Source organism: Lentzea xerophila (assembly GCF_051094245.1).
Taxonomy (GTDB): Bacteria; Actinomycetota; Actinomycetes; order Mycobacteriales; family Pseudonocardiaceae; genus Lentzea; species Lentzea xerophila.
In genome coordinates this window covers 8,545,958-8,569,418 of sequence record NZ_CP194934.1, presented here as the reverse complement: position 1 = coordinate 8,569,418, position 23,461 = coordinate 8,545,958, and the positions used below count along the sequence as shown (strand labels likewise).

Sequence of the window (23,461 nt, the reverse complement as noted above, 5' to 3'; positions counted from 1 at the left end):
AGGCTTGTGTATGATCGGCGACGCACTGCTTCGCGGGTGTAGTTCATTGGTAGAACGACAGCTTCCCAAGCTGTAGAGGCGGGTTCGATTCCCGTCACCCGCTCCACGACGAAGGCCCTGGTAAGAGTCACATTCGACTCGCCAGGGCCTTCGTTTTTGATCTCGTGAGGAGGTCACCGTGCGATCCAGGTGCAACCAGCCAGCCGGGACGAGCACGCCCGCAGCACCGTCGCCGTCGTCCTTGTCGCTGGTCGGCCACTTGGGCTTGCGCTCCTCCGCGATCAACGCGTTCAGCCCGGCCGCCAAACTCCTTGTCCGCTTCATCGGTCGCATGCTGATAGATCAGCGCCTCGCCGACCTGGCTCCTGGTCAGTTCCGGGAAGGAGCCCGGTACCTCTGGTACTGGTCGATCATGCGATCGACCTGCCCCTGGGTGAACACCCGCGCATAGGTCCCGTAGGACATGAAGTTCCAGAGCGGATCTTTGCCGGGCTTGTCGGGGCAACTGTCAGGGGCCGGATCGAGGAACGACGGAGCGCTGTCCACGAGGTGTTTGGGCGTGTCCTCGACACCGTCGTCGCCGGAGTCGCCGCAGCCGCCTTCGAAGGTGTGGCCGAGCCCCAGCCAGTGACCGGCCTCGTGCACGATCGTGGACGCCGCCGTGCTGTAAGGCTTCGCCGTGAAGCTGGCCGGATTGAGCCAGATCATGTCCTTCTGCGGATCCCTGACGGCCCACTCGGGTGCGAAGGCGGAGGAGGTGCCATAGGTGCCAGGGCCCGTCGGGCTGATCACGTTCATCGCGTTCAGACCGCCCTTGCGCACCTTCGCGAGCAGCGACCTGCCCTCGATGTCGTCGGGCTTGTACTTGTGCTCGTTGTACCAGTTCGCGTCCTCCGTCCAGTCGACGTCCTTGAGGACGAAGCGGAACGGCGCGGGTGTGGACGTGCCGTCCCTGGGCCCCCAGTCGCTGCCCCAGGTGCCGGGAGGCGGCGCCGGGAAGCCCTTCGCGAAACCCACGTTGAGCTGCTCGACGACACGTTCGACGTCCGCCCGCTGCCAGTGGCCCACGCCCTGGTTGGTCACCAGGTGGAAGTACACCGGGATCTCGACCACCGTGGCGGTCGAGGCGGCGGACACCGCAGGGGGGAGGCGTTCGCGGAGGGCAGAGCCACTGAACCCGACGCCGCAAGAACAGTCACCAAGCCGGCGCTGAGCACACCGGTGAGCCGCCTTTGCCTATTGATCATGGACGTTGAAGTTGGCGTCTCGCAGGTGAAGAGTGGGTGTGATCGCGAATTCGGGCAGTCAACGCTGCCCTTTGACACAGAGAACGGAAGGCGAGCCGGAATGGAAAGTCGCCAACGCCACCGCCGTTCTCCCGAGCTGTGCCTGCCGCAGCTATGTCCATGCGGTTAGGCGGTATGACGGTACGCGCGGATGACTCCGCCGAGACGACCCGGGCGATCGGTTCACGCTCGCACGACATGGTGACGCAACGGATTCCCAAGCTGTAGAGGCGGGTTCGATTCCCGTCACCCGCTCAAGCAACGAAAGCCCAGGTTGAAGTCGCGATCGACTCGCCTGGGCCTTCTTCGTTGATCTCGTGCCTAGGTCGCTGTGCGCTCTACGTACGGCAACGCCGGGCACAGCTCACACCGCTGACGGTGAGCAGATGCCTGTGGAACGGGAACGCGAACAGCACCGCACGTGGCGAACCAGAGCGGTATCCCGTGGAAGTCGATCTGTGGCGAGTCCGGCGTGATGACGTGCAGAAGCTGCCGGAAGACTCCCGCCCCGACCCGGTGCGCAGTTACGGCGTCCAGATGGAAGCTGACCGCGTCGGCTCGCGTGATCATGCTCCGCTCACAGCGTCGAACTGAAGCTGAGCCCGGACGCGGGCCACCAGCGTGAACACCAGGATCAGGAGAGGACCGCAGAAGATCGAGATCACCATGCATCGGACCGTAGGAACGGTCACTCACGATCTTTGCCTGCGTGGCAAAGTCGCCTGATCGGGTTAGACGTGAAGACCAGCTCGGTAAGCCATGCCTCTGAGCTCCCGGCCGGTGCTGTCCCGCTTCACCTTCATCAGGAGCTCGGCCAGGATTGAACGCATGAACGGGTGACGATGAATCCGCGTCGGCGAGATCGCCTCCGCGCGCCGCAGCATCATCACGGCGTCATCGGTCCTGCGCGGCAGATGAGCCAGCGCCCGGCCGTACTCCCGGTAGTAGGCCGATCGCCGCGTCGGCGACGGAAGCGCCCCGGGGTCGACCGTGGTGGCGATCCGAGCAGCCTCCGCGTGGTCTCCCGCTTCGAGCGCGACGGACATCTGCCACACGCCGACGTTGCTGGGGCCGAATCCGAACCACAGGGCGTTGCCTTCACCTGTGTGAGCGGCAAGATCAGCTGCGTGGTCCAACGCTGCGGACCGCGCTGCCCCGTCCGCCCGAGCCGCAGCCAGCAGTGACGACGTGAGCGACAGCATCCCGGCAGCCTGCATGGCCTCTGACGTCGCAGTGCCGGGATTCGTCGCCGAGACGGTGCGCGTAGCAAGATCGAAGGCACCAGCGCCCATCAAGCCGAAGGCTGTTCCGAACGCGCTCACGGCGTGGGTGAGCGGATCATCGACCCGGTCGGCGGCGTCTTTGGCGAGAGCCGCTGCCTGCCAACCGAGATCGAGACTTGCCCCGACGTCCATCAGCCAGGCTTGGGTGCCTTGCACGTGAGTCAACGTCACGAGACGAAGCAGCGCTTCGACTTCGCGGCCCGCAGCGAGCGTCGTGTGCAGGTCTCGGATCAATCCGGGCAGAGCGCGCCCGACCTCGATGAAGTCACAGTCTTTCTGATGGTCCAGCAGTTCGGTCACCCGAGCCTGAAGGCCATCGAGCGGTACGACCTCACCCTGAGGTTCGCCCATGCTCACCGAGAGCAGTGCGAGCCGAACACCGTTCAGGGATCGATCTTCGTCCGACTGGCCAGGAAGCACGACGGCTGCACCGGTGATCTCGCTTGGCGCGACCTCCAGCGCGTTCGCCAGCGCCACGACGAGCGAACGACGGTCCAGCGCCCGGTCCCCGCTCTCCAAGCGGGACAGGTAGGACGCTGAGATTCCAGCGAGTCCAGAGATCGCCTGCAGTGACTTCCTGCGGGCATGGCGGATCTGCCGCAGTCGATGGCCGACCTCGTTTGCGGGCTCGTCCGTCACGGCAGCACCTCCGCTGCTGGATGTCATCCGCCGGTTCGCATCCAGGCCCAGGTCCTGAGTTGAGCGAGGAAACGCCTTGTCACCAGGGTAGCCGTGGAGCCGGCCGCGCTGACTGGTGTGCGTCACCCTGCTGGCAGCCGTTAGGTTCCTGTCGTGCCCGTCTCCCAACGCGACCTGCTGCGCTGGCAGTTCGACATGACCTGGTCGTTGTTCGAGTACCACCTCGACCTGCTCACCCCGGCGGACCTCCTCTGGGAGCCGAGAAGCGTCCACGTCTTCACCATGCGACGCGACGGCGCGGCCTGGGAGCGCGACTGGCCGACGCCCGAACAGGAGTCCGCCGGGGTCGCCACGATGGCCTGGCTGACGTGGCACATCGGCTGGTGGTGGACGGCCGCGATCGACCACGTCGAGCAGGTCGAGCCGCGTGAGTTCGCCTGGCCGGGTCCTGAGGGCGCGATTGGCTCGTTGCGGGGGCTGCGCGACGAATGGCTCCGCACGCTGGACAGCGCCGATCTGGATGCGCGGACCACGTTTCCGTGGCCGGACGGCGGGATGACGGTGGCGCACACCGTCGCGTGGGTGAACGCGGAGCTGATGAAGAACGTGGCCGAGATCGGGCAGTTGCGGCGGCTAGTCGACCGCTAGGCCCCACGGCCGGCGGTCCAGTTCCACCCAGCCGCCCCCGTGCGCGAGGGCAGCGCGCACCCCGGCGACGTGGTCGGCGAACGACGCCAGGTCGCCGTGCAGCAGTTCGGCGCGCTCGATGTCCAACGGGTGTGTGTCGTCGTGCCACAGGTCGACGGCGAAGGAAGCCACGAAGGACATCGACTGCAGTAGCTGCAGCAGCGCCACGGACGGGCGGGGAGACTCGGCCAGGTAGGCGAGCCGGATCTCCTCGCACACGGTCAGCAGTGCACGGACCTGGCGGATCGCGTCGGCGGGGGTGCCGTCCCACGACGGGTCCGGCCACACGCGGTCGCTCAGCTCCAGCCAGAGCCGCCAGCCCGTCGCCAGTTCCGCGTCGTCCGCGGGACTCCACTTTCCCATGTATCCACTGTGCATGCGGACTACGCGAGAGTCTCGTGACGATGACGCACGCCACGGCAACCGATGCGCCACACGGACGTCTTGTAGCGCATAACGCGCGTGCTCGAGCACGCCGAAGCCCTGCCTGAGGCTCGCGGCGACGACCCTGTTCGGGTGCGCCGCCGCGAGATCATCAGGAACGTCGCTACGCCTTGACGGCTTCCACGTCGGGCTCGTCGGACTTCAGCGAGTCGATCAGGGCGTCGCGCTCCGGGCTCGGTTCCGGCTTCGCGAAGCCGATCACCAGGTACAGGGCCAGGGAGACCAGCAGCGGCGTCGAGACGATCAGCGCCTGTGAGACGGCGAAGTCCTTCAGGAACTGCTGCTCGACGTAGAGGAACACCCAGGTGCCCAGGCCGCCGACGGTCGACGACAGTGCGGCCGTGGGGCCGAACTTGCGGAACCACGGGAGCAGGCCGAGCATCAGCGGGATCGCGATCGGGCCCATCGTGGCCGCCACCAGGGCGATCACGACCTTCAACACGAAGCCCTTCGTGTCCGCCGTCAACGCGATGGTCATCGACAGGCCGATGAACAGGAACGTGGTGATGCGCGCCAGTTTCAGCTGCGCCTCCGCGGTCATCGCACGAGCGCCCTTCCACAGGCGCGGGAGGATGTCACGGGTGATGACGGCGGTGATGACGTTGGCGTCGGAGGAGACCATCGCCATCGTGTGCGAGAAGAAGCCGGCGAGAACGAGGCCCACCATGCCCGCGGGGAGCATGGCCTTGCCCATCTCGACGTAGGCCTGTTCGGCGTTGGCCTCCATGCCCGGCACGATCAGCGGGGCCGCCCACATCGGGAAGAACAGGATCAGCGGCCACACGAGCCAGAGCGCGGCCGACAGCAGTGCCGAGCGCTTCGCGGCGAAGCCCGAGGGGGCCGCCATGTAGCGCTGGGCCAGGTTCCACATGCCGCCGTTGTACTCGAGCGTCTTGATCAGGAAGAGCGCCATGAAGAACGTCAGCGTGTAGGGGCCGGTCAGCGGCTCGCTGTGGCTCTCGGGGAGCTTGTCCCAGATCGTCCACATGAAGTTGATGCCGCCGAAGTGCGAGGCGACCGCGAAGAACATCGCGAAGCCCGCGAGGCCCTGGATGATGAACTGGCCGAAGTCGGTGAGCGCGTCCGCCCAGAGGCCGCCGAGCACCGAGTAGACCATCGTGACGACGCCGACGAGCGCGATGCCCCAGAAGATCGGGACGCCGGCGAAACCCTGCAGCAGCAACGCGACCGCGACCCACTTGGCCGCGATGTCGACGACCTTCAGTCCTGCACCGGCCCACGCCATGACCTGCTGGGTCGGCACGTTGTAGCGGATGGCCAGGTACTCGAGCGGCGACTTGACGTCGTGCTTCGAGCGCAGCCGGTTCCAGGCGGGTGCCCAGAGGAAGGCGCCGATTCCGACGCCGAGACCGATCGTCAGCGACCACCAGATGTAGACCGTGAGGCCGAGCCGGTACGCCTCCGCCGCGAACGCGACGAACATGACGGCGCTGTACCCGGACATGTGGTGGGAGATGCCCGACAACCACCACGGCATCTTGCCGCCCGCGGTGAAGAAGTCGGCGATGTTCTTGATCCGCCCTCGGGACCAGAGCCCGATGCCGACCATCACCACGAAGTAACCGGCGACCACGATCCAATCGAGGGTGCCCATGTGACCTCCTTGCGTGCACACACGTGTGCCCGCGAGAGCACCAGGCCTCATGGCGGCGGGAACCTGGCACATCCGCACGGGATATGTGACGTAGGTCTTACGAGACTGTTGCCGTGGCGCGGAAGACCTTGGCGAGTCTTGAATCACATTCGTGACCCTTGTTCACCCACGTGAACCGTATGGGCGCGCCGAACCAGACGCGCGACCACACGCACGCGATTACCGGCCAGGACTGCTGGACGGCTGCCCATCCGTGCTCGAGCAGCCCGAACACCTCGTCCGCTGCCCGCTCGCGGCCGGGCCGGTCGAAGATCACGTCCCGGGCCTCCAGGGCGAACCGGGCCGGCGCCGCGCACCTGACGTCGTCGTCCGGCGCGCCGATCTCCGCGGCGATGACCTGCGCCAACGCCGCCTGGTGCCGCATCCACATCCGGTGCCCGTAGGCGCGCAACGCCGGCGTGGTCCGCACCAGCCGCTGGAAGTCGGCGAACAGCGGGTGGTCGGCGTCGCCGAGCAGCGTCACGCCGGGCCATGTCGCCCCGCGCGGTGGACTTCGCCGAGCGCACGACGCCAGGGCTGCTGGAGATGGTTCCCGAGCGTCCGGTACGCGTCTGACCGGCACTCATGCCTGATTCAGGTCGCCGGGAGGACTGTCTACTTCGCCACCACCGGGTGGTCGGCCTTGCCGGGGTTACTGTCGAGTAATACTCTGTTGTTACCGGTCAGTAGGCGACCCCGCCGCGACCCTGAGGAGTGAGCTGACGAGATGGGCCACTACAAGAGCAACGTCCGGGATCTCGAGTTCAACCTGTTCGAGGTCTTCAACGTGCAGGACCACCTCGGCACGGGGCCGTTCGAGCAGTCCGACGAGGACACGGCGCGCAGCGTGCTGGCCGAGGTGAAGAACCTCGCGGAGGGTGTCCTGGGGGACTCCTTCGTCGACGCCGACCGCAACCCGCCGGTGTTCGACCCGGCGACGCACTCGGCGACCCTGCCGGAGTCGCTGAAGAAGTCGTATCAGGCGGTGTGGGACGGCGAGTGGTACCGCCTGTTCCTGCCGAACGAGCTCGGCGGCTTCGGCACGCCGCCGTCGGTCACGTGGGCCGCGTCCGAGCTGCTGCTCGGCGCGAACCCGGCCGTCTACATGTACCTGGCGGGTCCGAGCTTCGCGACGGTCGTCTACAACAACGGCACCGACCGCGACAAGCACTGGGCCAACCTCATGATCGAGCGCGGCTGGGGCGCCACGATGGTGCTGACCGAGCCGGACGCCGGTTCCGACGTCGGCGCCGGCCGCACCAAGGCGATCAAGCAGGACGACGGTTCCTGGCACATCGAGGGCGTGAAGCGGTTCATCACGTCCGCCGACCAGGACCTGACCGAGAACATCATGCACATGGTGCTCGCGCGTCCGGAGGGCGACGGCATCGAGGCGAAGCCGGGCACCAAGGGCCTGTCGCTCTTCCTGGTGCCGAAGTTCCACTTCGACCCGGAGTCCGGTGAGCTGGGCGAGCGTAACGGCGCCTTCGTCACCAACGTCGAGCACAAGATGGGCCTCAAGGCGTCCACCACGTGCGAGCTGACCTTCGGCCAGCACGGTGTGCCCGCCAAGGGCTGGCTGCTCGGCGAGGTGCACGACGGCATCGCGCAGATGTTCGACGTCATCGAGTACGCCCGGATGATGGTCGGCACCAAGGCCATCGCGACGCTGTCGACCGGTTACCTGAACGCGCTGTCCTACGCCAAGGAGCGCGTGCAGAGCGCCGACCTGACGCGCATGACGGACAAGACCGCGCCTCGCGTCACCATCACCAACCACCCCGACGTGCGCCGCAGCCTGATGCTGCAGAAGGCGTACGCCGAGGGCCTGCGCGCGGTGTACCTGTACACGGCGACGTTGCAGGACAAGGTGATGCTCGGCGGCGACGACGCGAAGCTCGCGGCGAAGGTCAACGACCTGCTGCTGCCGATCGTCAAGGGCGTCGGTTCGGAGCGCGCGTACGAGCAGCTGGCGCAGTCGCTGCAGACGCTGGGCGGGTCGGGCTTCCTGCAGGAGTACCCGATCGAGCAGTACATCCGCGACGCGAAGATCGACTCGCTGTACGAGGGCACCACGGCCATCCAGTCGCTGGACTTCTTCTTCCGGAAGATCATCCGCGACAAGGGCCAGGCGCTCACGTTCATCAACGGTGAGATCCAGAAGTTCCTCGACAACGAGGGCGGCAACGGTCGCCTGAAGGAGGAGCGGGCGCTGCTCAAGCAGGGTCTCGAAGACCTGCAGGGCATGCTCGGCGCGCTGGTCGGCTTCCTGACCACCTCGCAGGAGGACGTCCGCAACCTCTACAAGGTCGGCCAGAACTCGGTCCGCCTGCTGATGACCGCCGGTGACGTGCTCGTCGGCTGGCTGCTGCTCCGCCAGGCCGAGGTCGCGCTGGAGAAGCTCGGTGGCACGCCGTCCGCCAAGGACAAGGCGTTCTACGAGGGCAAGGTCGCGGTGGCGTCGTTCTTCGCGAAGACCGTGCTGCCGGAGCTCACCTCGCGTCGCAAGATCGCCGAGTCCACGGACAACGCGCTGATGGACATCGACGAGAGCGTTTTCTAGAAGACGCCTCAAGGACTACGGGTCCGCGCACCTCCTGCCCGAGGTGCGCGGACCCGTTTCATTGCGCCGGCTTGTTCATTCCTTCAGTGCTCGCGCGGCGACGAAGCAGTAGACGCCGAACGCCGCGATGCCGATCGCGACCGCGCTGAGCAGGAACACGCCGTAAGGCTGTGCTGCCAACGTGTGCAGCGCCTTGTCCATGCCGCCCGCCTGCTCCGGGTCCGCGTTGATCGCCGCCAGTCCGATGAGGACTCCGATCACGCCGTAGGCGAAACCCTTGCCGATCCAGCCGATCCGGCCGACCGGCTCGATCCACGACGGCGCGCGGCCCAGGTCGAGGTCCTTCTCGAAGGACTTCTTGAAGCCCTTGTAGGCGATCACGCCCGCGGTGACGAGCACACCGATCGCGACCGCGCCGACGAACCACTGGCCGCCCGGCCACGCGAGCACCTGCGCGGTCAGTTCCTGCTGCTGCTCCGTCTGGTTGCCGCTGCTGCCGCTCGTGGCGAACTTGAAGGCACCGAACGAGATACCGCCGGCGGTGATGGCACGGGCGGCGGAACCGATGCGCTTCGAGACGCGTTTCCGCGTCTTGCCGATGTAGGTGTAGCCGACGAAGGCCAGGATCAGCTGCCAGACCGCGAAGAAGACCAGGCCGATGGCCACGGTCCACAACACCCAGGCGCCACCGTCCGCGAGCTCGGTCAGCGCGCCCTTCGAGTCCGTCCGCTTGGCGCCACCGCCGAACGCGACCTGGAGCGCCAGCCACGCGATGAGCACGTGGACCGCTCCGTACACGACCATTCCCACCCGCCCCAACGTCTGGACGACGGGGTGTCTTCGCGCTTCGTTCGCAACAGTGGCCACGAACGGGTGAATACCCGCGCGTGGCCACTGTGAATCTGAAAGCTGCTCAGCCGCCGGGCGGCGGCTCGCAGATGATCTTGAACTGCGGGTCGTAGCGGACCGTGCGCGACTCGCTGCGGGACTGGCCGGTGCGGCGGTCCGTGATCGTGCGGGTGTCCGTCACCGAGAAGCCCGGAGCGCCGTTGCTCGGCGTGCACCCGGCCTTGTTGACCTTCTTCTCCTGCGGCTGAGTGGGGTTGAACTCGCCGCTGGTGGAACCGGTGACGTCGTAGTTCTTGGTGCCCCAGAGCACGATCTTGAGCGAGGACGGCGTCCAGATCGTCTGGATGGCGACGCCCGTGTCGTCCGGGTTCGTGAACGCGATGTCGATCAGGCTGTTGCCCGCGTTGTCCATGAACACGGTGGCCTCGCGGCCCTTCGGGTACCGCGTGATCCAGTAGCTGTGCTCCCGGTGGCCCGCGTCCTTCATGCCCGCGTAGTAGTACGCGTTGTAGAGCGTGGTCGCGAACTGCGAGATGCCGCCACCCACCGCCGTGCCGGGGATGCCGTTCTCGATGATGCCCGCCTCGACGTAGCCCTGCGCGGTGCCGCGGGGGCCGGTGTACTTGTTGAGGCTGAACGTCTCCTTGGGCTTCACGATCGCGCCGTTGACCTTCTCGGCCACGACCCGGATGTTGACGCCCGAGGCGGGGGCGAAGCCACCGGTCTGGAACTCGCCGATGACCTCCTTGATGCCCATCTTGTTCGCCTGCTCGGTGGTGACCTTCGCGGGCGTGTGCTTGTACTCGAACTTGACCTCGCGGCCGTCGGTCTTCTTCAGCGTGTCGAAGTAGGGCTGGAGGTTCTTGTCCCAGTCGAGGTCGAGGCCGTCCACCGACGGCTTGACCGTCGGCCTGCCGCCCTCGAAGACGATCGCGGCGTCCTTGCCTTCCTTGACCGTGTCCTTGAGCTGCGCCAAGGTCACCTCGACGAGCTTGTCCTTGTTCGGCGCGACGTTCAGCGCGCCGCCCTCACCGGGGGCGAACGTCAGCGTGGTGCCGATCTGCTCCGGCGTGAGGGTCGCGTCCTTGCCCTCGCCCTTGATGACGACGGGACCGGAGACGGCGGTCTTGACGATGTCGTTGAGCGCCTGCTCGACGCCCTCCTTGGTCGTCTTGACCGGGGTGAAGTCCATCGGGATCTCGACCGGGTTCCCGGACGCCCAGTTCGCGACGACGGCGTTGGCGGCCTCTTCGGTCTTGAGCTTCTGGCCGTCGTGCGGCTCGACGGCTACGGGCGTGGCGCCCTCGAACCTGATGGTGCCCTCGATCGGGTCGTGGTCGAGCTTGGGGCGCAGGGCTTCGAGGGCACCGGAGACCTTCGCGTCGTCGGCCTTCGTCGCGACGCCGACCTCGCGGCTCGTGAAGAACGACGTGACGCGCGTGACAGGGCTGAGCGGCTGGCTGCCCGCACGGTCGATCGTGCCGGCCCAGTCGAGCTCCAGACCCGCGGCCTGCGGGTCGAGCTCGGCGTCGACGTCGCCGGCCTTGAGCGCGACCGGCTTGCTCAGCCGCGGGCCGATCTCGTCGCGCAGCTTCTTCTCGGCGTCGTCGTGGCTCATGCCGCCGACGTCGACGCCCGCCACCGTCACGCCGCGCGGCACGTTGCCGCTCGAGACGAGGATGTCGAGGCCGTAGAGCAGGCCGAAGGCGCCGATCACGGCCGCGGCCACGATCAACGCCTTCCTCTTGGCGAACCCCGGCTTCGCGTCGTCCTCGCCGGGCTCGATCATCACGGGCCCGTAGACGCCCGAGTCCTCTCCCCTGGGCTCCGGGGGCGCCACCGGCTTCATGTACTCGGTGGCGTCTTCGCTGGCCGGGAAGCCGACACCGGGCACGGCCGCGGTGACGGTCGGCTCGTTCGAGTCCGGTTCCTCCGACGGCCACGCCTCGGTCGAGGCGTTCACCTGGACCGGATTGATCTTGGCGGTCTGCTCGGAGGACGTGCCGCCGGGACCCACCGGCGGCATCGCTCTCGTCTTGTCAGCGTCGTACGGCACAGCTCTCCCCGTTGCCCTGTCTCTCCTGAGGTGGCATATGTGTGTAGCTATCAGACGCAGATCACGAACCGGCGGCTCATAGGTACAGACCAGTACCGTGCTCGGTGAGCTCCGTCGCAACCGCGTGCAGATCGCGTTCCCTCATCACGAGATACGTGGTGCCGTGCACCTCGACCTCAAGCTGATCCTCCGGGTTGAACATCACCCGGTCCCCGACCTTCACGTGGCGCACGCTGGTACCGACTCCGAACACATCACCCCACGCCAACCGCTTCGCCATCTGGGCCGTAGCGGGGATCACGATGCCTCCGCTGGAGCGCCGCTCGCCGTCCTCCGGCGAGATGCGGACCATCACACGGTCGTACAGCATCTGGATCTCGAGCTTGACATCAGGCACCCGCAGAGTCTACGTGGCTTGCGGACCCTCCTCGTCCATGCCGCCCATCAACAACGGCAGCCTGCTGGGTGCATCCGCAATCACTCGAACGGGTACACCCCAGTCCTGCCTGGTCAGGCGGCACACGGGGTGTTCCTCCGCCGGATCGTCACTGCAACTGGCGGCCTGCGCCACGACGTGCAGGACACCGTTCGTGACCTGATCGTTGATCCGCAACGCCCGTACCAGTTCGGTGCCGACGCCCGCGCCCTCCAGAATCAGCTCCGGCGGTGAGCTGGTGATCTCCAGACGAGTCGACGGGCCGTACCTTTCGTCCAGTTTCGTCCCGGTCGGCGGGGTGAACACGACAGCGAGCTCGAACTGCCCCGGCGCGATGCCCGTGGACGGCCGCTTCACCTCGTGGGCCTCGCCGTCGATCTTCGTCGCGGCCGCCGCGAACCGTTCGAGCCGATGCGCCGCACTCGCGACCACGACGAGTTCGTTCTCGACGAGGAGCGCGTCGGACGGCTCGGCGATGTCCGTGGCGATGGTGGTCAGGATGTTCGTCTCAGGGTCGAAGCGCCTGATCGCGTTGTTGTAGGTGTCGCTGATGACGACGGAGTGGTCGGCGAGGACCGTGACGCCCAGCGGGTGCTGCAGCAGGGCCTCGTCCGCGTCGCCGTCCTTGTGGCCGAACGCGAAGAGCCCCTTGCCGATCACGGTGTGGACCTCGTCGTTCTCGAGGTAGCGCAACGCACTCGTCTCGGAGTCGACCATCCACAACCGGTCGCCGTCCGCGGCCAGCCCGGACGTCTGCGCGAAGAAGGCCTCGTCCTTCGGCCCGTCGTTGATGCCTTCGACCGTCGTGCCCGCCAGGCGGCTGACGGTGTTCGTCGCGGGGTCGAAGAAGCCCAGCGTGTGGTTGCCGGCCATGGCGATGGCGACGCCGCCGTTCCACCACGCGACGTCCCACGGGCTGGTGAGCTCGATCTTGTCGGCCGGCCCGTCGGTCTCGCCGTCCCGCCACTGCTCACCGGTGCCCGCGAGCGTCGTGACCTCGCCGGTGGCCAGGTCGAGACCGCGGAGGAGGTGGTTGACCGTGTCCGCGATGACGACGTCATAGCCGTGGGTGTTGGGCACCAGCGTGAGGCCGGCGGGCTCGGAGAAGGTGGGCGACTTGCCGTCTGTTCTGCCGCGTTCACCGGTGCCGATGCGGCGGATGACGGTCTCGCCGTCCGCCTCCAGCTCGACGATGCTGTGGTGGGCCGAGTCGCTCACCAGGATGGTGTTGTCCGGCGTGACGATGGCCTTGGCCGGGAACCGGAGCGTGGTGTCCGCCGGCTCCGGCGCCTGGTACGGCCCCGAACCGCGGTGCAGCGTGCCCTTCTCGTCGTGCTCGTGGACGATCTCGCCGATGATCGTCTTCAGCGCCTCGACATGGCCCTCGCCAGCGGCGACATGCACGACGTAGCCCTCGGGGTCGACTAGGACCAGCGTCGGCCACGCCTTGACGGCGTAGTTCTGCCAGGTCGTGAGCTCCGGGTCGTCGAGGACCGGGTGGTGCACCTCGTAGCGCTCGACGGCGGCCTTGAGCGCCTCGGGGTCGGCCTCGTGGACGAACTTCGGCGAGTGCACGCCGATCGTGACCAGGACGTCCTCGAACTCCTTCTCGAGGGGGCGGAGCTCGTCGAGGACGTGCAGGCAGTTGATGCAGCAGAACGTCCAGAAGTCGAGCAGCACGATCTTGCCGCGCAGGTCTTTGAGGCTGACCGTGGCGTCACCGGTGTTCAGCCAGCCGCGTCCTACCAGTTCGGGGGCACGGACACGGGTTCGGCGCTTCACAGTCGTCACGGCCGTATCCAACACTGTGGACGGTTGCGGTGTTCCGACGTCCAGAATGTGGACCGGCCAAGCAGCCGGCGAGCTTCCGCTGCGGCGGTGCGCAACGGCCAGCCGATCGACTCGGCCTCGTCGCGCTCGTCACAGAAGGCGTCGTCGACCAGCCGGTGGATCGTCTTCGTGACGCCCGGCGACCTTTCGACCGGGTCCGGCGTGTGGGCTACGTGTGCCTTCTGATTGACCAGAGCAGGCCGCAATCCACATGATGGACGGTAACCGCCCGTCTGAACCTTTGCGCCGTCGTTGGCGTAGAGGACGCCGGGAGGTGCGTGATGGTGGAGTACCTGGTGATCGGTGCGGGCCCGGCGGGCTTGCAGATGGGGCGTTTTCTGCACCGCGCGGGCCGCGACTACCTGATTCTCGAGGCGGGGCCGGAGCCGGCGAGCTTCTTCAGGACGTTCCCGCGGCACCGTGTGCTGTCGACGGACGACAACTCGCTGTTCGACGGTGTGCCGTTCGCGCGCTACAGCAAGCGGTCGTTTCCCAACGCGGACGACCTGGTGCGGTATCTGGAGGATTTCGCGCGGCCGTTGAACGTCCGCTACAACACGCCGGTCAGCGACCTCGACCGGTACGACGCGCGGCACGTCATCATCGCGACGGGCAAGAAGCCTTACCGGCCAAGCATTCCGGGCATCGAGCACGCCGAGACGTACGCGAGCGCCAGCACCGATCCGACCGAGTACGCGGGGAAGCGGGTGCTGATCATCGGGCGTGGGCACAGCGCGTTCGAGACGGTGGACAACATCGCGGCGACCGCCCGGCTCACGCACACCGTCGGGCGGACGGTGCAGCGGATCGTCAAGGATGGCAACGAGTTCGTGGCGTTGATCGACGGCACGGGGGCGCTGCGGTACGACCGGGTCATCGTGTGCACCGGTTTTCGGCGGGAGACGTCACTCGACAGCCCGCAGGCGCACGTGATCAGCGGCGACTCGATCAAGGCGATCCGGCACGCCGCCAGGGCGTTGCACCGGACGCTCGAGGCCGAGCACCACGGGGTGCCGTGGCCGCACCGCAGGCTGCGCAACCGGCCGGACGCGCTGGCCGCCACCATCGCGACGCGTGCCAGTGAGATTCCCGACGGGCTGGCGGACGTCGTCGTGACGCAAGGGCAGCACGCTCTGCTCTACGACGAGATGCCCACCACCGAACGGCACGGGTTCGTCGTCACGAGCACTCAGGTCAGGCACTACCGGCGCAACGAGCTGATCGCCGTCGAACGGCGGTTGCACCGCAAGCCGCTGGAGAAGTTCTTCTCCCAGCAGCTCGCGGTGCCGTGCATCGCCTGACGGCTCAGGCCGGGAGGGTGCGCGCGAGGAACTGCGCGGTCAGGTCCCAGGCGCGGTCGGCGGCGGCCTGGTCGTACCAGGGGCCGAGGTGGTTGAGGAACGCGTGGCCGGCGGGCTCCAGGTGGATCTCGGCGCCCTCGTGCTCCTCCACCGCGTCCACCACCTTGTCGTACCCGGTGATGTACTCGTCCTCGGTGCCGAAGTGGAACAGGATCGGGCACGACACCTGGTCCAGCGTGTCGATCTGGTCCGGCACACCGGAGCCGTAGAACGACACGGCGGTGTCCGGGTCGGAGGCGACGGCCGCGTTGTAGGCCAGCGTGCCGCCGAGGCAGAAGCCGAGCACGCCGACGCCACCGGTCACCTCGGGCAGGCCGCGCAGGTACCGCACCGACGCGACGACGTCCTGCACGGCGAGCGGGAAGTCGAGGTTGCCGACTACCTCCATCGACTTCTGAATGCCTGCCTGGTCGTGCTCGCCCACCCAGCCCGGCTGGAAGCGGTGGAACAGCTCGGGCACGGCCACGACGTAGCCGAGCGCGGCGAGCTTCTCGGCGATGCCCCGCAGGTATCCGTCCAGGCCGAAGATCTCCTGGATCAGCACGATGCCGGGGCCGGAACCGGACTCCGGGAGCCAAACCGGCAACGGCATGTCGTCAACTCGATGAGTCATGACCTTGATCCTGCCCGAGCGGGAGGGGTCACCGGCCGACGACCTCCACGGACGTCCCGGTGAGGCGCTCCGCTTCCGCCCACAGACGTGCGGCCAGCGCCTTGTCCCGCGCGGACCGGGGCATCGAGGCGGGCTTGGTCGGACCGACGAGCGCCCAGCGCGGCCCGTAGTAGCCGCAGGCGACGGCACCGGGGTCGGCTGCCGCGTACAGGAGTGGTTCGGTGCCCTGCTCGACTCCCTGCGAGGGGGTGAGCTTGTAGCTGATCGACTCGACGAGGCCGGGACGGCCGCCGTTCAGGCGCGGGCCCGAGGTCGTGAGGTTGGTGCGGGTGTAGCCGGGGTGCGCGGCGAGCGACAGCAACGGCCAGTCCCGCTCGGCCGCCAGATCCGCGAGGTGCACCGTCATCAGCAGGTTGGCCAGCTTCGTGCGGGCGTAGGCCGGCATCGGGCTGTACCGGCGGCGCGCCTGGAGGTCGTCGAAGTCGATCCGCCCGAGGTACGCGGCACCGCTGGCCATGGTCACGACCCTGGGTGCGGGAGCGGCCAGCAGCAACGGCAGCAGCCGGACGGTCAGGGCGAACGGGCCGAGGAAGTTGCTGGCGAGCTGGAGCTCGAAGCCGTCGCCGGTCTCGGTCCGCGCGGGCACGTTCATCACACCGGCGTTGTTCACCAGCACGTCCAACGGCTTGCCGCCGGCGATCAGCTCGTCGGCGAACGTTCCCACCGAGGCCTGGTCCGCCAGGTCGAGCCGCCGGACCTCGACGAGAGCGCCGGGATGCGCGGTGAGGATCTCCGCCTTCGCCTGCTCGCCCTTGGCCTCGGTGCGCACCGCGAGGACGACGTCGGCGCCGGCTCCGGCCAGGCGCTTGGCCGCCTCCTTGCCGGTGCCGCTGTTCGCGCCGGTGACGACGACGCGCTTACCTCGCTGGTCAGGTACCTGGTACATCGCAACCCCTCGTTACGTACTGCCGGTCTCTTATGCCTCCAACATAACGGACCGTCGGTCTTTTAGTAAAGTACCGCCGGTCTGTAACATGCACGACATGGGTTTCCAGCGGGCGCGCACCGAGGAGCAGCGCAACGAGCGACGGCGGCAGATCCTCGACGCCGCGGCGGCGATGCTCAGCGAGATGCCGGTGGCCGAACTGACCCTCACGGGGCTCAGCCGCCGCGTGTGCCTGGCCAAGGCCAACGTCCTGCGCTACTTCGAGTCGCGGGAGGCCGTGCTGCTGGCGCTGCTGGAGGCGGAGGTGGCGGACTGGATCACCGAACTGGAGAGCGCGGCGACGCCCGGCGGCGGCTCCGCCGCGGAACGCGGAGACCTGCTGGCCGAGCTCCTGGCCACCTCGCTGGCACGCCGCCCGGTGCTGTGCGACCTGACCAGCGCACAGGCCACCGTGCTGGAACGCAACATCTCCGCCGACACCGCGCTGCGGCACAAGCGTGCCGTCCTCGAGCATCTGGAGGCGCTCGTCCGGTTCACCGGACGGCTCCTGCCCGAACTGGATGCCGAGGACGCGGGCACCCTGATCCAGACCGTCATGCTGATTGCGGTCGGCGCCTGGCCGAGCAGCCGCCCACCTCAGGCCGTTCTCGACGCCTTCGCCGCCGACCCCGCCATGGCCATGATGCGCGTCGACTTCACCGGCGTCGTGCGCCGCACCGTCGAGGTGACCGTCTCCGGCCTGCTGGCTCGGGCGAAAGTCGCTCCCGCGCAGGAGAGTCCTGCCCGATAATCGGCCGATGATCAGGTTGATCGCGACCGACCTCGACGGCACGCTGCTGCAACCGGGCGGGGTGCTCAGCGACCGCACCCGCGCCACCCTCGGCGCCGTCGACGCCGACGTCGTGGTCGTCACCGCACGGCCGCCGCGGTTCGTGCAGGACCTGGAGCTGACCGGTACGGCGATCTGCTCCAACGGCGCGATGATCTACGACCTGACGCACCGCGAGGTCACGCACGCGCAGACGGTGCCGCTGGACGTCGTGCGGAAGGTCGCGGAGACGTTGGCCGAGGTGATCCCGAACGTCGGCATCGCGGTCGAGACCGGGCTGGAAGTGTTGTCGGAGCCCGGTTTCCAGGGGTTCGGGCCGAAGAATCCACACAGGACACTGGAGTTGCTCGACCACGTCTTCGCGGAGGCGCACCAGGTCGTGCAGATGCTCGCGTGGGCGCCGGACGCCGAGACCGACCACCTGATGGAGATCGCCAGGGAGGCCGTCGGGCAGCACGTCACCGTCACGCACTCGGGCGGGATGGGGCTGCTGGAGATCAGCCCGCCGGGTGTCTCGAAGGCCGCCACTCTCGAATCCCTCTGCGGGACAAGGGGAATCACCAAGGAGGAGGTCATCGCGTTCGGGGACATGCCCAACGACCTGTCGGTGCTCGGCTGGGCCGGCACGGCGTACGCGATGGGCAACGCGCACCCGCTCGTGAAGCAGGCCTGCGACAACCACGCCCCGCCGAACACCGAGGACGGGGTCGCGCAGGTCCTCGAACGGCTTTTCCGGCTCTAGCTTGAGCTAGCGGCGCGGCACCGAGGTGGGTCCCGCCACCTCGGCACCCAGCGCCGTCACCCGCTGCCGCAACTCGCGGTCGGCGGTCACCACCGTCACCGAACGCCCCAAGCCCTCGGTCCGCACGACCTCGACGATCGTGTCGTCACCCTCGCCAGGGGCGGCGACGACCCGGACGTCGTCGATGCTCGACACGGTGCGCGCCTTGCCTTCCACGACCAGGACGACCTCGACGTCGTCCCGGCCGCGCAGGGCGTCACGGAGGCGTTCGGCCGCGCCCGCCCGGTCGCGCCACCAGCCGTCCGGCACCGATCCCACGACGTTGGCTGCGTCGACCACGAGCAACGGCTTCACGCCCCCAGCGTGCCTCAGCCCCGGCGCGCCCGCAGCGCGTCCAGCGAGTCCGGGCCCTCGTCGGCGGCAAGCGCACCGGCGGAAGCGGCGACGCCGGCCCAGCGCAGCACCGCTGCCGTCGCGGCCGCGCGCTCCTTCTCGGGCAGCTTGGCGATGTTCGCGCCGTGGTTGCCACCCGGCACCGTGAACGACAACGAGTCGCGCGTCCCCCGCCCGAGCCGGAACGGTTCGGCGCTCCACGGGTCGTTCTGCCCGTTCACGAACAGCAGCCGCGAGCCCTGGTGGCGCACCCAGCGGTCGACGTCCGCCATCGCGCGCTTGTCGAAGCGCGGGAACCTGATCGAGTCGGGCACCATCGTCCGCGGCACGCTGGAACCGGGGTAGCGCAACAGGTCGCGCACCGCGGACTCGTCGGCTTCCGGCCAGCCGAGCTGCGTTCCGGCCTGGTAGTAGTAGGTCTCGTACGGCGCGACGCCCGCGTCGGTGTAGAAGTCGAAGCCGACGGTCTTGTCGATGAACGTCCACAGGTCGTCCACCGAGGCGCCCGCTCCCGGCACGAGGACGCACTGGTCCTGGGTCCCGTACTGCCAGAACGTGAACGGGGTGTCGAGCACCAGGACTTCCAGTGCCCGGTGCGCGCCGCCGAACTGCTTGTACGTGTATCCCTTGGCTTCCAGGCGGGTGACGAACGCGTCGCGGTGCTGCAGGATCTGCCGCTGCACGCCTTCCAGCCGCTGGTTGCACGACGGGTCGTTGCCGACCTCGCGGATGAACTCGCCGTAGACGTCGCGGTCGTTCACCACGTCGTTCGGCGCGACGTACGCGATCGTCGCGTCGACGTCGCGCGGGAAGAACCGGCGGTGGTAGATCGACGTCATACCGCCCTTGCTGGCACCTGTGGAGAGCCAGCGAGCGCCGTAGATCTTCTTGAACGCCGTGACGATCTTGTGGTGGTCGTTGGCCGCCTGCCAGATGTTCAGGTCGTCCCAGTCGGCCGGCGCCGGCCGTGACGGCGTGAAGAACCGCTGTTCCACGCTGATCTGGTTGCCGTCGACGAGCCGGGCGGGCTCGGACGCGCTGATCGTGCCGGACAGGTGGTAGCCGGAGGTGTGCAGCACCATCGGCTTGGCTTCCGCCTTGTGCAGCAACGAGAAGCGCTGCTCGAACCACGGGCCGCGCGGCTTGCGGTGGTCCGCGGGCTGCTGGATGCCGAGGACGAACGTCCGCGCGGTGCCGGACGTGCCCTCGTTGATGATCCGCACGCCGGGGATGGCGGCGATGCGGTCGGCGATGTCGGGTGCCGCGGACGCGACTACGGCGGTGGCCACGACCTGCGCGGATGCCAGGCCGAACGCCAGGACGGAGCGTACGAGTCTGTTCACCAGGCCACGCTATTGAGCCCGCACGCCCGCCGGACCGGCCGATCGTCGGGCTTATCGGTAGCCGGTGCTCATTGGTAGCTGGCGTAGTAGGACGCGGCCATGTCCTCGGCGCCGTGTCCCTTGGTGACGGCGCGGTTCAGCCGCGCGCTCGACGCCTGCGCCACGTCGAGGTGCACGTTCGCGCGGACCGCCGCCTCGTTGACGAGCAACGCGTCCTTCAGCGCGTTCTGCACGGTGAAGGCGGGCGGGAACGACCGTTCGATGATCGCGTTGCCCTTCGTCTGCAGGTACGCGCAGTCCATCGCACCGCCGGACACGGCCTCCAGGAACAGCTTCGGGTCGAGCCCGGACGCCTCCGCGAGCGACACGGCCTCACCGACGGCCGCGGTCAGCGCGAGCACCCAGCTGTTCGCGACGAGCTTCAGCTTCGTGGACGCCCCGGCCTCGCCCACCCACATCGTGCGGGCGCCGATCACGTCGAACACCGGCTGGACGCGCTCGCGCAGTTCCTCGGCGCCGGAGGCGAGCACGACGAGCTTGCCCTCGGCCGCGGGCTTGGTGCTGCCGAGCACGGGCGCGTCGACGAACTCCAGGCCGAGCGAGCGGGCCAGGTCGATGTGGTCCTCGGTGGCCGCGACGCCGACCGTGGACGCCTGGATCCAGACCGCGTCGTGTGGCAGCGAAGGCGCGGCGTCCTGCATGGTCGCGGTGACCGTGGGGCCGTCGTTGAGCACCGTCAGCACGATCTCCGCACCCTCGACGGCCTCGGCGGGCGTGCCGGCGACGGTGGCGCCCTTATCGGCGAGCGGCTCGGCTTTGGCGCGCGTACGGTTCCAGACCCGGACGTCATGTCCGGCGGCGGCGAGGTTGGCTGCGATGGGGGCACCCATGAGGCCGGTGCCGAGCACGGCGATCTTCATGTCCCCAGCAAACAAGAAACCTCGCGGTGCTGCCAGGTCGGGGGTCCGACAGCACCGCGAGGTCAACAGTGACATCGGTGGACCGATGCGCGCTGTTACAACGCCATCATACTGTGGCGTGGATCACGTTTAACAGAGTGAAAACCCCTGGAGCGCGGGAGGTGCTCCAGGGGTTCCCGTTTGGGGAGGCACTCGCGGCGGGGCGCCGTCGAGCGAGTGCCGGGTCGATAGTCAGCGCAGGGTGGTGACCTGAGCCTGGGCGATGGCCATCAGCTCGTGACGCATGGACGGGGTGGTCGCCATGTCGATCGCGCGAGCCACGGCCTTCCGGTTGCGCGCCTCGGCACGACGGGCGCGGAGCTTCGCTGCGAAGTTCATCTCGGTCTGCACTTCCCTCTTCGAGGTCTTGTTTGGCTGGTGACTTAAGTATGCACCTTCCCAAGCGTGAACGCACGCGATTATCCGGTGAGGTGGCGCACACGCCGATGAATCATCGGCTGACAACGTGAACAGCCGGACAACGACAGGGTTGCCCAGGTCACTCCTCGCGGCCGAGCAGGAACCGCCCGAAGTGCGGCACGGTGAAGGCGATCTGACCCCGTTCCGCGCTGTAGACCAGGCCTTTCTTGATGAGCGAGTCCCGCGCGGGCGACAGCGAGGAGGGCTTGCGACCGAGGTGGTCGGCCACCTGGGCGGTGTTGACGCCCGCATCCTTTCCGTCGGTCAACTCGGCCATCGACCGGAGATACTCGCGTTCGGCGGGCGTTGCACGCTCGTATCGGGAGCCGAAGAAGCCCACCGCCAGCTCGGCGTCGGCCTCCGGGGCGGCCACGGAGACGTCCATGGCGGTGATCGGATCGGCCGGCGCGGCGTCCCAGGCGGCCTTGCCGTAGGCCTGGATGAAGTACGGATAGCCGCCGGACGCGTCGAACAGGGCGTCCATCGCCTCGTCGGTGATGCCCGCGTCCTCGCGTTCGACCGGGGCGAGCACGGCGCGGTCGGCGTCCTCGCGGCTGAGGCGGTCGATGCGGACGTAGCGGAAGAGGCGTTCCGAGTAGGACTTGCTCGCGGACAGCACCGCGGGGAGGTGCGGCAGGCCCGCGCCGACGACCACGAGGGGCGCACCGAGCTGGGACAACTCGTGGCACGCCGCGCACAACGCGCTGATGTCGTCCGGCCTGAGGTCCTGCATCTCGTCGATGAGCAGCGCGACGCCCGTGCCGACGTCCTGCGCGAGCTCGGCGACGTCGGTGAACAGCTCGACCAGGTCGATCTCGATGTCACCGGAGTCGGCGCGCCCGCTCGCCGCCGGGACGTCGATGCCGGGCTGCCAGCGGTCGCGCAGCCTGGCGCCGTCCGGAGCGGCCCTGAGCGCGAACGCCTTGAGCACGCCGAGGATCGCCTCGACCCGGTCCGGCGCGCGGTGCCGGACCGCGATGTCCCTGACCGCCCGGTGCAGCGCGGCCGACAGGGGCCTGCGCAGGTCGGCGTCGGGCCTCGCCTCGATCTTGCCCGCGCCCCAGCCGCGTTTGACGGCCATCGACCGCAGCTCCCCGAGCAGCACGGTCTTGCCGACGCCCCGCAGCCCCGTCAGCACGAGGCTGCGTTCGGGACGGCCGCGGGCCACACGTTCGAGCACCACCTCGAACGCGCCGACCTCTTTGTCCCGGCCGGCGAGCTCAGGAGGCCGCTGGCCTGCACCGGGAGCGAACGGGTTGCGCACCGGGTCCATGGCTCGCACCGTATCCGCGTTTCTAGCGCTGGCCTTAGAGACGCGCAGACGAAGCTCGAAGTGCGGCCGGATGCGCGTGTATATGTTTTTCTAGTGATTGAGCAATAGAGACTAATAGTTGCGGATGAACCCCCATGCCGGTTGGCTGGCTCACGTGGCTGAAGTCGTGACGAAGGGGACCGGCGAGGTCGAGCGAACCGCCGACCGCGCCCAGGTGGACGTGACGTTCGAGGCGCTCGGCGCCGAGCGCTCCGAGGCGGTGAGCATGCTCAACCAGCGCATCTCCGCCGTCGAGCCGCTGCTCGAGGAGTTCGAGGTGCGGTCGCGGCAGCTGTCCGCGCACGACAACTGGGACAACAACCAGCGCGTCGGCAGCCGCGCGTCGCAGCAGTACGTGATCCGGGTGAAGAACCTGGACCGCCTCGACGCGCTGCTGGCCGAGCTCGTGCAGGCCGAGCCGTCCTGGATCAACGGCCCGTCGTGGACGCTCGTCGACGACACCGAGGCCATCCGCGAGGCGCAACGGGAAGCCGTGGCGGACGCACTGCGCCGCGCCGAGGGCTACGCGACGGCGCTGGGGCGGCGGCTCGGGCCGTTGCTGCGGATCGGCGACACCGAGGGCGGCGCGCACTACTCGCCGCGGATGATGAGCGGCGCCGCGTCGTTCGAGATGGCCGGACCGGCGGGGATGGTGGACCAGCTGAACCTCAAGGCGCAGCAGATCACCGTGTCGGCGTCGTGCACGGCCGCGTGGTCGCTGCTCGACTAGATCACTGAACGAAACCGTCTGATTACGCAAACAGCCAGCGTTGCCCTCGGCGCGTCGCTATGGTCGGTCCGTACGCATGATCGCTA

General features: G+C 68.2%; 22 protein-coding genes and 1 tRNA gene. 7 read left to right on the top strand and 16 right to left on the bottom strand.

The genetic code is table 11. The annotated features are described in order from the left end of the window. The first annotated feature begins 32 nt into the window (after positions 1-32). Positions 33-106 (top strand) — tRNA-Gly (locus ACRSBM_RS41165). Between the two features lie 263 nt (positions 107-369). On the opposite strand, the gene ACRSBM_RS41160 is transcribed toward ACRSBM_RS41165, so the two are convergent. Both ACRSBM_RS41160 and ACRSBM_RS41155 read right to left on the bottom strand, forming a co-directional pair. Continuing rightward, positions 370-1,137, bottom strand: a complete 768-nt coding sequence (locus tag ACRSBM_RS41160; RefSeq protein WP_434452118.1) for a M43 family zinc metalloprotease — start codon at positions 1,135-1,137, stop codon at positions 370-372. Positions 1,138-2,017: 880 nt separating this feature from the next. Beyond that, the gene (locus ACRSBM_RS41155) at positions 2,018-3,208 is read right to left on the bottom strand and encodes a helix-turn-helix domain-containing protein (RefSeq protein ID WP_434452117.1); all 1,191 of its coding nucleotides are present in this window, start codon (positions 3,206-3,208) and stop codon (positions 2,018-2,020) included. 153 nt (positions 3,209-3,361) lie between these two features. Between ACRSBM_RS41155 and ACRSBM_RS41150 the strand changes: the two genes are divergently transcribed. Continuing rightward, positions 3,362-3,856 carry a DinB family protein gene (locus ACRSBM_RS41150; protein WP_434452116.1) on the top strand — a complete coding sequence of 165 codons (495 nt, stop codon included), beginning with the start codon at positions 3,362-3,364 and terminating at the stop codon, positions 3,854-3,856. On the opposite strand, the gene ACRSBM_RS41145 is transcribed toward ACRSBM_RS41150, so the two are convergent. The 3 genes from ACRSBM_RS41145 to ACRSBM_RS41135 all read right to left on the bottom strand — a co-directional run bounded on the left by ACRSBM_RS41145 (position 3,842) and on the right by ACRSBM_RS41135 (position 6,477). Then, on the bottom strand, positions 3,842-4,258 hold the full coding sequence (locus tag ACRSBM_RS41145; protein WP_434452115.1) for a hypothetical protein: 417 nt from the start codon (positions 4,256-4,258) through the stop codon (positions 3,842-3,844). The genes ACRSBM_RS41150 and ACRSBM_RS41145 overlap by 15 nt on opposite strands. Positions 4,259-4,442: 184 nt before the next feature. Continuing rightward, positions 4,443-5,954: a sodium:solute symporter family protein gene (locus ACRSBM_RS41140; protein WP_434452114.1), complete on the bottom strand. Its 1,512-nt coding sequence runs from the start codon at positions 5,952-5,954 to the stop codon at positions 4,443-4,445. Between the two features lie 97 nt (positions 5,955-6,051). Beyond that, positions 6,052-6,477, bottom strand: a complete 426-nt coding sequence (locus ACRSBM_RS41135; RefSeq protein WP_434452113.1) for a hypothetical protein — start codon at positions 6,475-6,477, stop codon at positions 6,052-6,054. Positions 6,478-6,720: 243 nt separating this feature from the next. Here ACRSBM_RS41135 and ACRSBM_RS41130 point away from each other — a divergent pair, with 243 nt between their 5' ends. After that, entirely contained in the window at positions 6,721-8,556 is a 1,836-nt protein-coding gene (locus ACRSBM_RS41130; RefSeq protein WP_434452112.1) for an acyl-CoA dehydrogenase, read from the top strand. 75 nt (positions 8,557-8,631) lie between these two features. Here the strand turns inward: ACRSBM_RS41130 and ACRSBM_RS41125 are convergent, their stop codons facing one another. The 4 genes from ACRSBM_RS41125 to ACRSBM_RS41110 all read right to left on the bottom strand — a co-directional run bounded on the left by ACRSBM_RS41125 (position 8,632) and on the right by ACRSBM_RS41110 (position 13,688). Next, the gene (locus tag ACRSBM_RS41125; protein WP_434453449.1) at positions 8,632-9,360 is read right to left on the bottom strand and encodes a DUF1206 domain-containing protein; all 729 of its coding nucleotides are present in this window, start codon (positions 9,358-9,360) and stop codon (positions 8,632-8,634) included. Between the two features lie 109 nt (positions 9,361-9,469). Then, entirely contained in the window at positions 9,470-11,254 is a 1,785-nt protein-coding gene (locus ACRSBM_RS41120; protein WP_434453447.1) for a VanW family protein, read from the bottom strand. Positions 11,255-11,537: 283 nt separating this feature from the next. Continuing rightward, positions 11,538-11,831 carry a GroES family chaperonin gene (locus ACRSBM_RS41115; protein WP_084401587.1) on the bottom strand — a complete coding sequence of 98 codons (294 nt, stop codon included), beginning with the start codon at positions 11,829-11,831 and terminating at the stop codon, positions 11,538-11,540. A 36-nt stretch (positions 11,832-11,867) separates the two neighbouring features. After that, positions 11,868-13,688: an NHL domain-containing thioredoxin family protein gene (locus tag ACRSBM_RS41110; protein ID WP_434452111.1), complete on the bottom strand. Its 1,821-nt coding sequence runs from the start codon at positions 13,686-13,688 to the stop codon at positions 11,868-11,870. A 320-nt stretch (positions 13,689-14,008) separates the two neighbouring features. Between ACRSBM_RS41110 and ACRSBM_RS41105 the strand changes: the two genes are divergently transcribed. Beyond that, positions 14,009-15,028: an NAD(P)-binding domain-containing protein gene (locus ACRSBM_RS41105; RefSeq protein ID WP_434452110.1), complete on the top strand. Its 1,020-nt coding sequence runs from the start codon at positions 14,009-14,011 to the stop codon at positions 15,026-15,028. 4 nt (positions 15,029-15,032) lie between these two features. On the opposite strand, the gene ACRSBM_RS41100 is transcribed toward ACRSBM_RS41105, so the two are convergent. Together ACRSBM_RS41100 and ACRSBM_RS41095 are read right to left on the bottom strand one after the other, a co-directional pair. Next, positions 15,033-15,701 carry a dienelactone hydrolase family protein gene (locus ACRSBM_RS41100; RefSeq protein ID WP_434452109.1) on the bottom strand — a complete coding sequence of 223 codons (669 nt, stop codon included), beginning with the start codon at positions 15,699-15,701 and terminating at the stop codon, positions 15,033-15,035. Between the two features lie 28 nt (positions 15,702-15,729). Continuing rightward, positions 15,730-16,647 carry an SDR family oxidoreductase gene (locus tag ACRSBM_RS41095; protein ID WP_434452108.1) on the bottom strand — a complete coding sequence of 306 codons (918 nt, stop codon included), beginning with the start codon at positions 16,645-16,647 and terminating at the stop codon, positions 15,730-15,732. A gap of 97 nt (positions 16,648-16,744) precedes the next feature. Here ACRSBM_RS41095 and ACRSBM_RS41090 point away from each other — a divergent pair, with 97 nt between their 5' ends. Both ACRSBM_RS41090 and ACRSBM_RS41085 read left to right on the top strand, forming a co-directional pair. Beyond that, positions 16,745-17,437 (top strand): TetR family transcriptional regulator, encoded by a 693-nt coding sequence (locus tag ACRSBM_RS41090; protein ID WP_434452107.1) that lies wholly within the window; start codon positions 16,745-16,747, stop codon positions 17,435-17,437. Between the two features lie 7 nt (positions 17,438-17,444). After that, a complete protein-coding gene (locus tag ACRSBM_RS41085) occupies positions 17,445-18,218 on the top strand; it encodes an HAD family hydrolase (protein ID WP_434452106.1) in 774 nt (257 codons plus the stop codon). 6 nt (positions 18,219-18,224) lie between these two features. Here ACRSBM_RS41085 and ACRSBM_RS41080 read toward each other — a convergent pair whose 3' ends face one another. The 5 genes from ACRSBM_RS41080 to ACRSBM_RS41060 form a co-directional block, all read right to left on the bottom strand. Beyond that, entirely contained in the window at positions 18,225-18,572 is a 348-nt protein-coding gene (locus ACRSBM_RS41080) for an NTP pyrophosphohydrolase (RefSeq protein WP_434452105.1), read from the bottom strand. A gap of 14 nt (positions 18,573-18,586) precedes the next feature. After that, the gene (locus tag ACRSBM_RS41075) at positions 18,587-19,954 is read right to left on the bottom strand and encodes a S28 family serine protease (RefSeq protein WP_434452104.1); all 1,368 of its coding nucleotides are present in this window, start codon (positions 19,952-19,954) and stop codon (positions 18,587-18,589) included. Positions 19,955-20,022: 68 nt separating this feature from the next. Then, positions 20,023-20,874, bottom strand: coding sequence for an NAD(P)-dependent oxidoreductase (locus ACRSBM_RS41070; protein ID WP_434452103.1), 852 nt, complete (start codon positions 20,872-20,874; stop codon positions 20,023-20,025). A 231-nt stretch (positions 20,875-21,105) separates the two neighbouring features. Beyond that, the gene (locus tag ACRSBM_RS41065) at positions 21,106-21,252 is read right to left on the bottom strand and encodes a hypothetical protein (protein WP_169746017.1); all 147 of its coding nucleotides are present in this window, start codon (positions 21,250-21,252) and stop codon (positions 21,106-21,108) included. A gap of 160 nt (positions 21,253-21,412) precedes the next feature. Further along, positions 21,413-22,606 carry an AAA family ATPase gene (locus tag ACRSBM_RS41060; protein ID WP_434452102.1) on the bottom strand — a complete coding sequence of 398 codons (1,194 nt, stop codon included), beginning with the start codon at positions 22,604-22,606 and terminating at the stop codon, positions 21,413-21,415. A 154-nt stretch (positions 22,607-22,760) separates the two neighbouring features. On the opposite strand from ACRSBM_RS41060, the gene ACRSBM_RS41055 reads away from it, so the two are divergent. Continuing rightward, positions 22,761-23,375 (top strand): SIMPL domain-containing protein, encoded by a 615-nt coding sequence (locus tag ACRSBM_RS41055; protein WP_434452101.1) that lies wholly within the window; start codon positions 22,761-22,763, stop codon positions 23,373-23,375. Positions 23,376-23,461 lie beyond the last annotated feature (86 nt).

Excerpts from the sequence above, each read along its gene's own strand:
- ACRSBM_RS41100 (WP_434452109.1), bottom strand. The coding sequence starts at position 15,701 with ATGACTCATCGAGTTGACGACATGCCGTTGCCGGTTTGGCTCCCGGAG.
- ACRSBM_RS41140 (WP_434452114.1), bottom strand. The coding sequence starts at position 5,954 with ATGGGCACCCTCGATTGGATCGTGGTCGCCGGTTACTTCGTGGTGATG.
- ACRSBM_RS41105 (WP_434452110.1), top strand. The coding sequence starts at position 14,009 with ATGGTGGAGTACCTGGTGATCGGTGCGGGCCCGGCGGGCTTGCAGATG.
- ACRSBM_RS41065 (WP_169746017.1), bottom strand. The coding sequence starts at position 21,252 with ATGAACTTCGCAGCGAAGCTCCGCGCCCGTCGTGCCGAGGCGCGCAAC.
- ACRSBM_RS41070 (WP_434452103.1), bottom strand. The coding sequence starts at position 20,874 with ATGAAGATCGCCGTGCTCGGCACCGGCCTCATGGGTGCCCCCATCGCA.
- ACRSBM_RS41130 (WP_434452112.1), top strand. The coding sequence starts at position 6,721 with ATGGGCCACTACAAGAGCAACGTCCGGGATCTCGAGTTCAACCTGTTC.
- ACRSBM_RS41090 (WP_434452107.1), top strand. The coding sequence starts at position 16,745 with ATGGGTTTCCAGCGGGCGCGCACCGAGGAGCAGCGCAACGAGCGACGG.
- ACRSBM_RS41145 (WP_434452115.1), bottom strand. The coding sequence starts at position 4,258 with ATGGGAAAGTGGAGTCCCGCGGACGACGCGGAACTGGCGACGGGCTGG.
- ACRSBM_RS41060 (WP_434452102.1), bottom strand. The coding sequence starts at position 22,606 with ATGGACCCGGTGCGCAACCCGTTCGCTCCCGGTGCAGGCCAGCGGCCT.
- ACRSBM_RS41125 (WP_434453449.1), bottom strand. The coding sequence starts at position 9,360 with ATGGTCGTGTACGGAGCGGTCCACGTGCTCATCGCGTGGCTGGCGCTC.
- ACRSBM_RS41115 (WP_084401587.1), bottom strand. The coding sequence starts at position 11,831 with ATGCTGTACGACCGTGTGATGGTCCGCATCTCGCCGGAGGACGGCGAG.
- ACRSBM_RS41085 (WP_434452106.1), top strand. The coding sequence starts at position 17,445 with ATGATCAGGTTGATCGCGACCGACCTCGACGGCACGCTGCTGCAACCG.
- ACRSBM_RS41120 (WP_434453447.1), bottom strand. The coding sequence starts at position 11,254 with ATGAAGCCGGTGGCGCCCCCGGAGCCCAGGGGAGAGGACTCGGGCGTC.
- ACRSBM_RS41095 (WP_434452108.1), bottom strand. The coding sequence starts at position 16,647 with ATGTACCAGGTACCTGACCAGCGAGGTAAGCGCGTCGTCGTCACCGGC.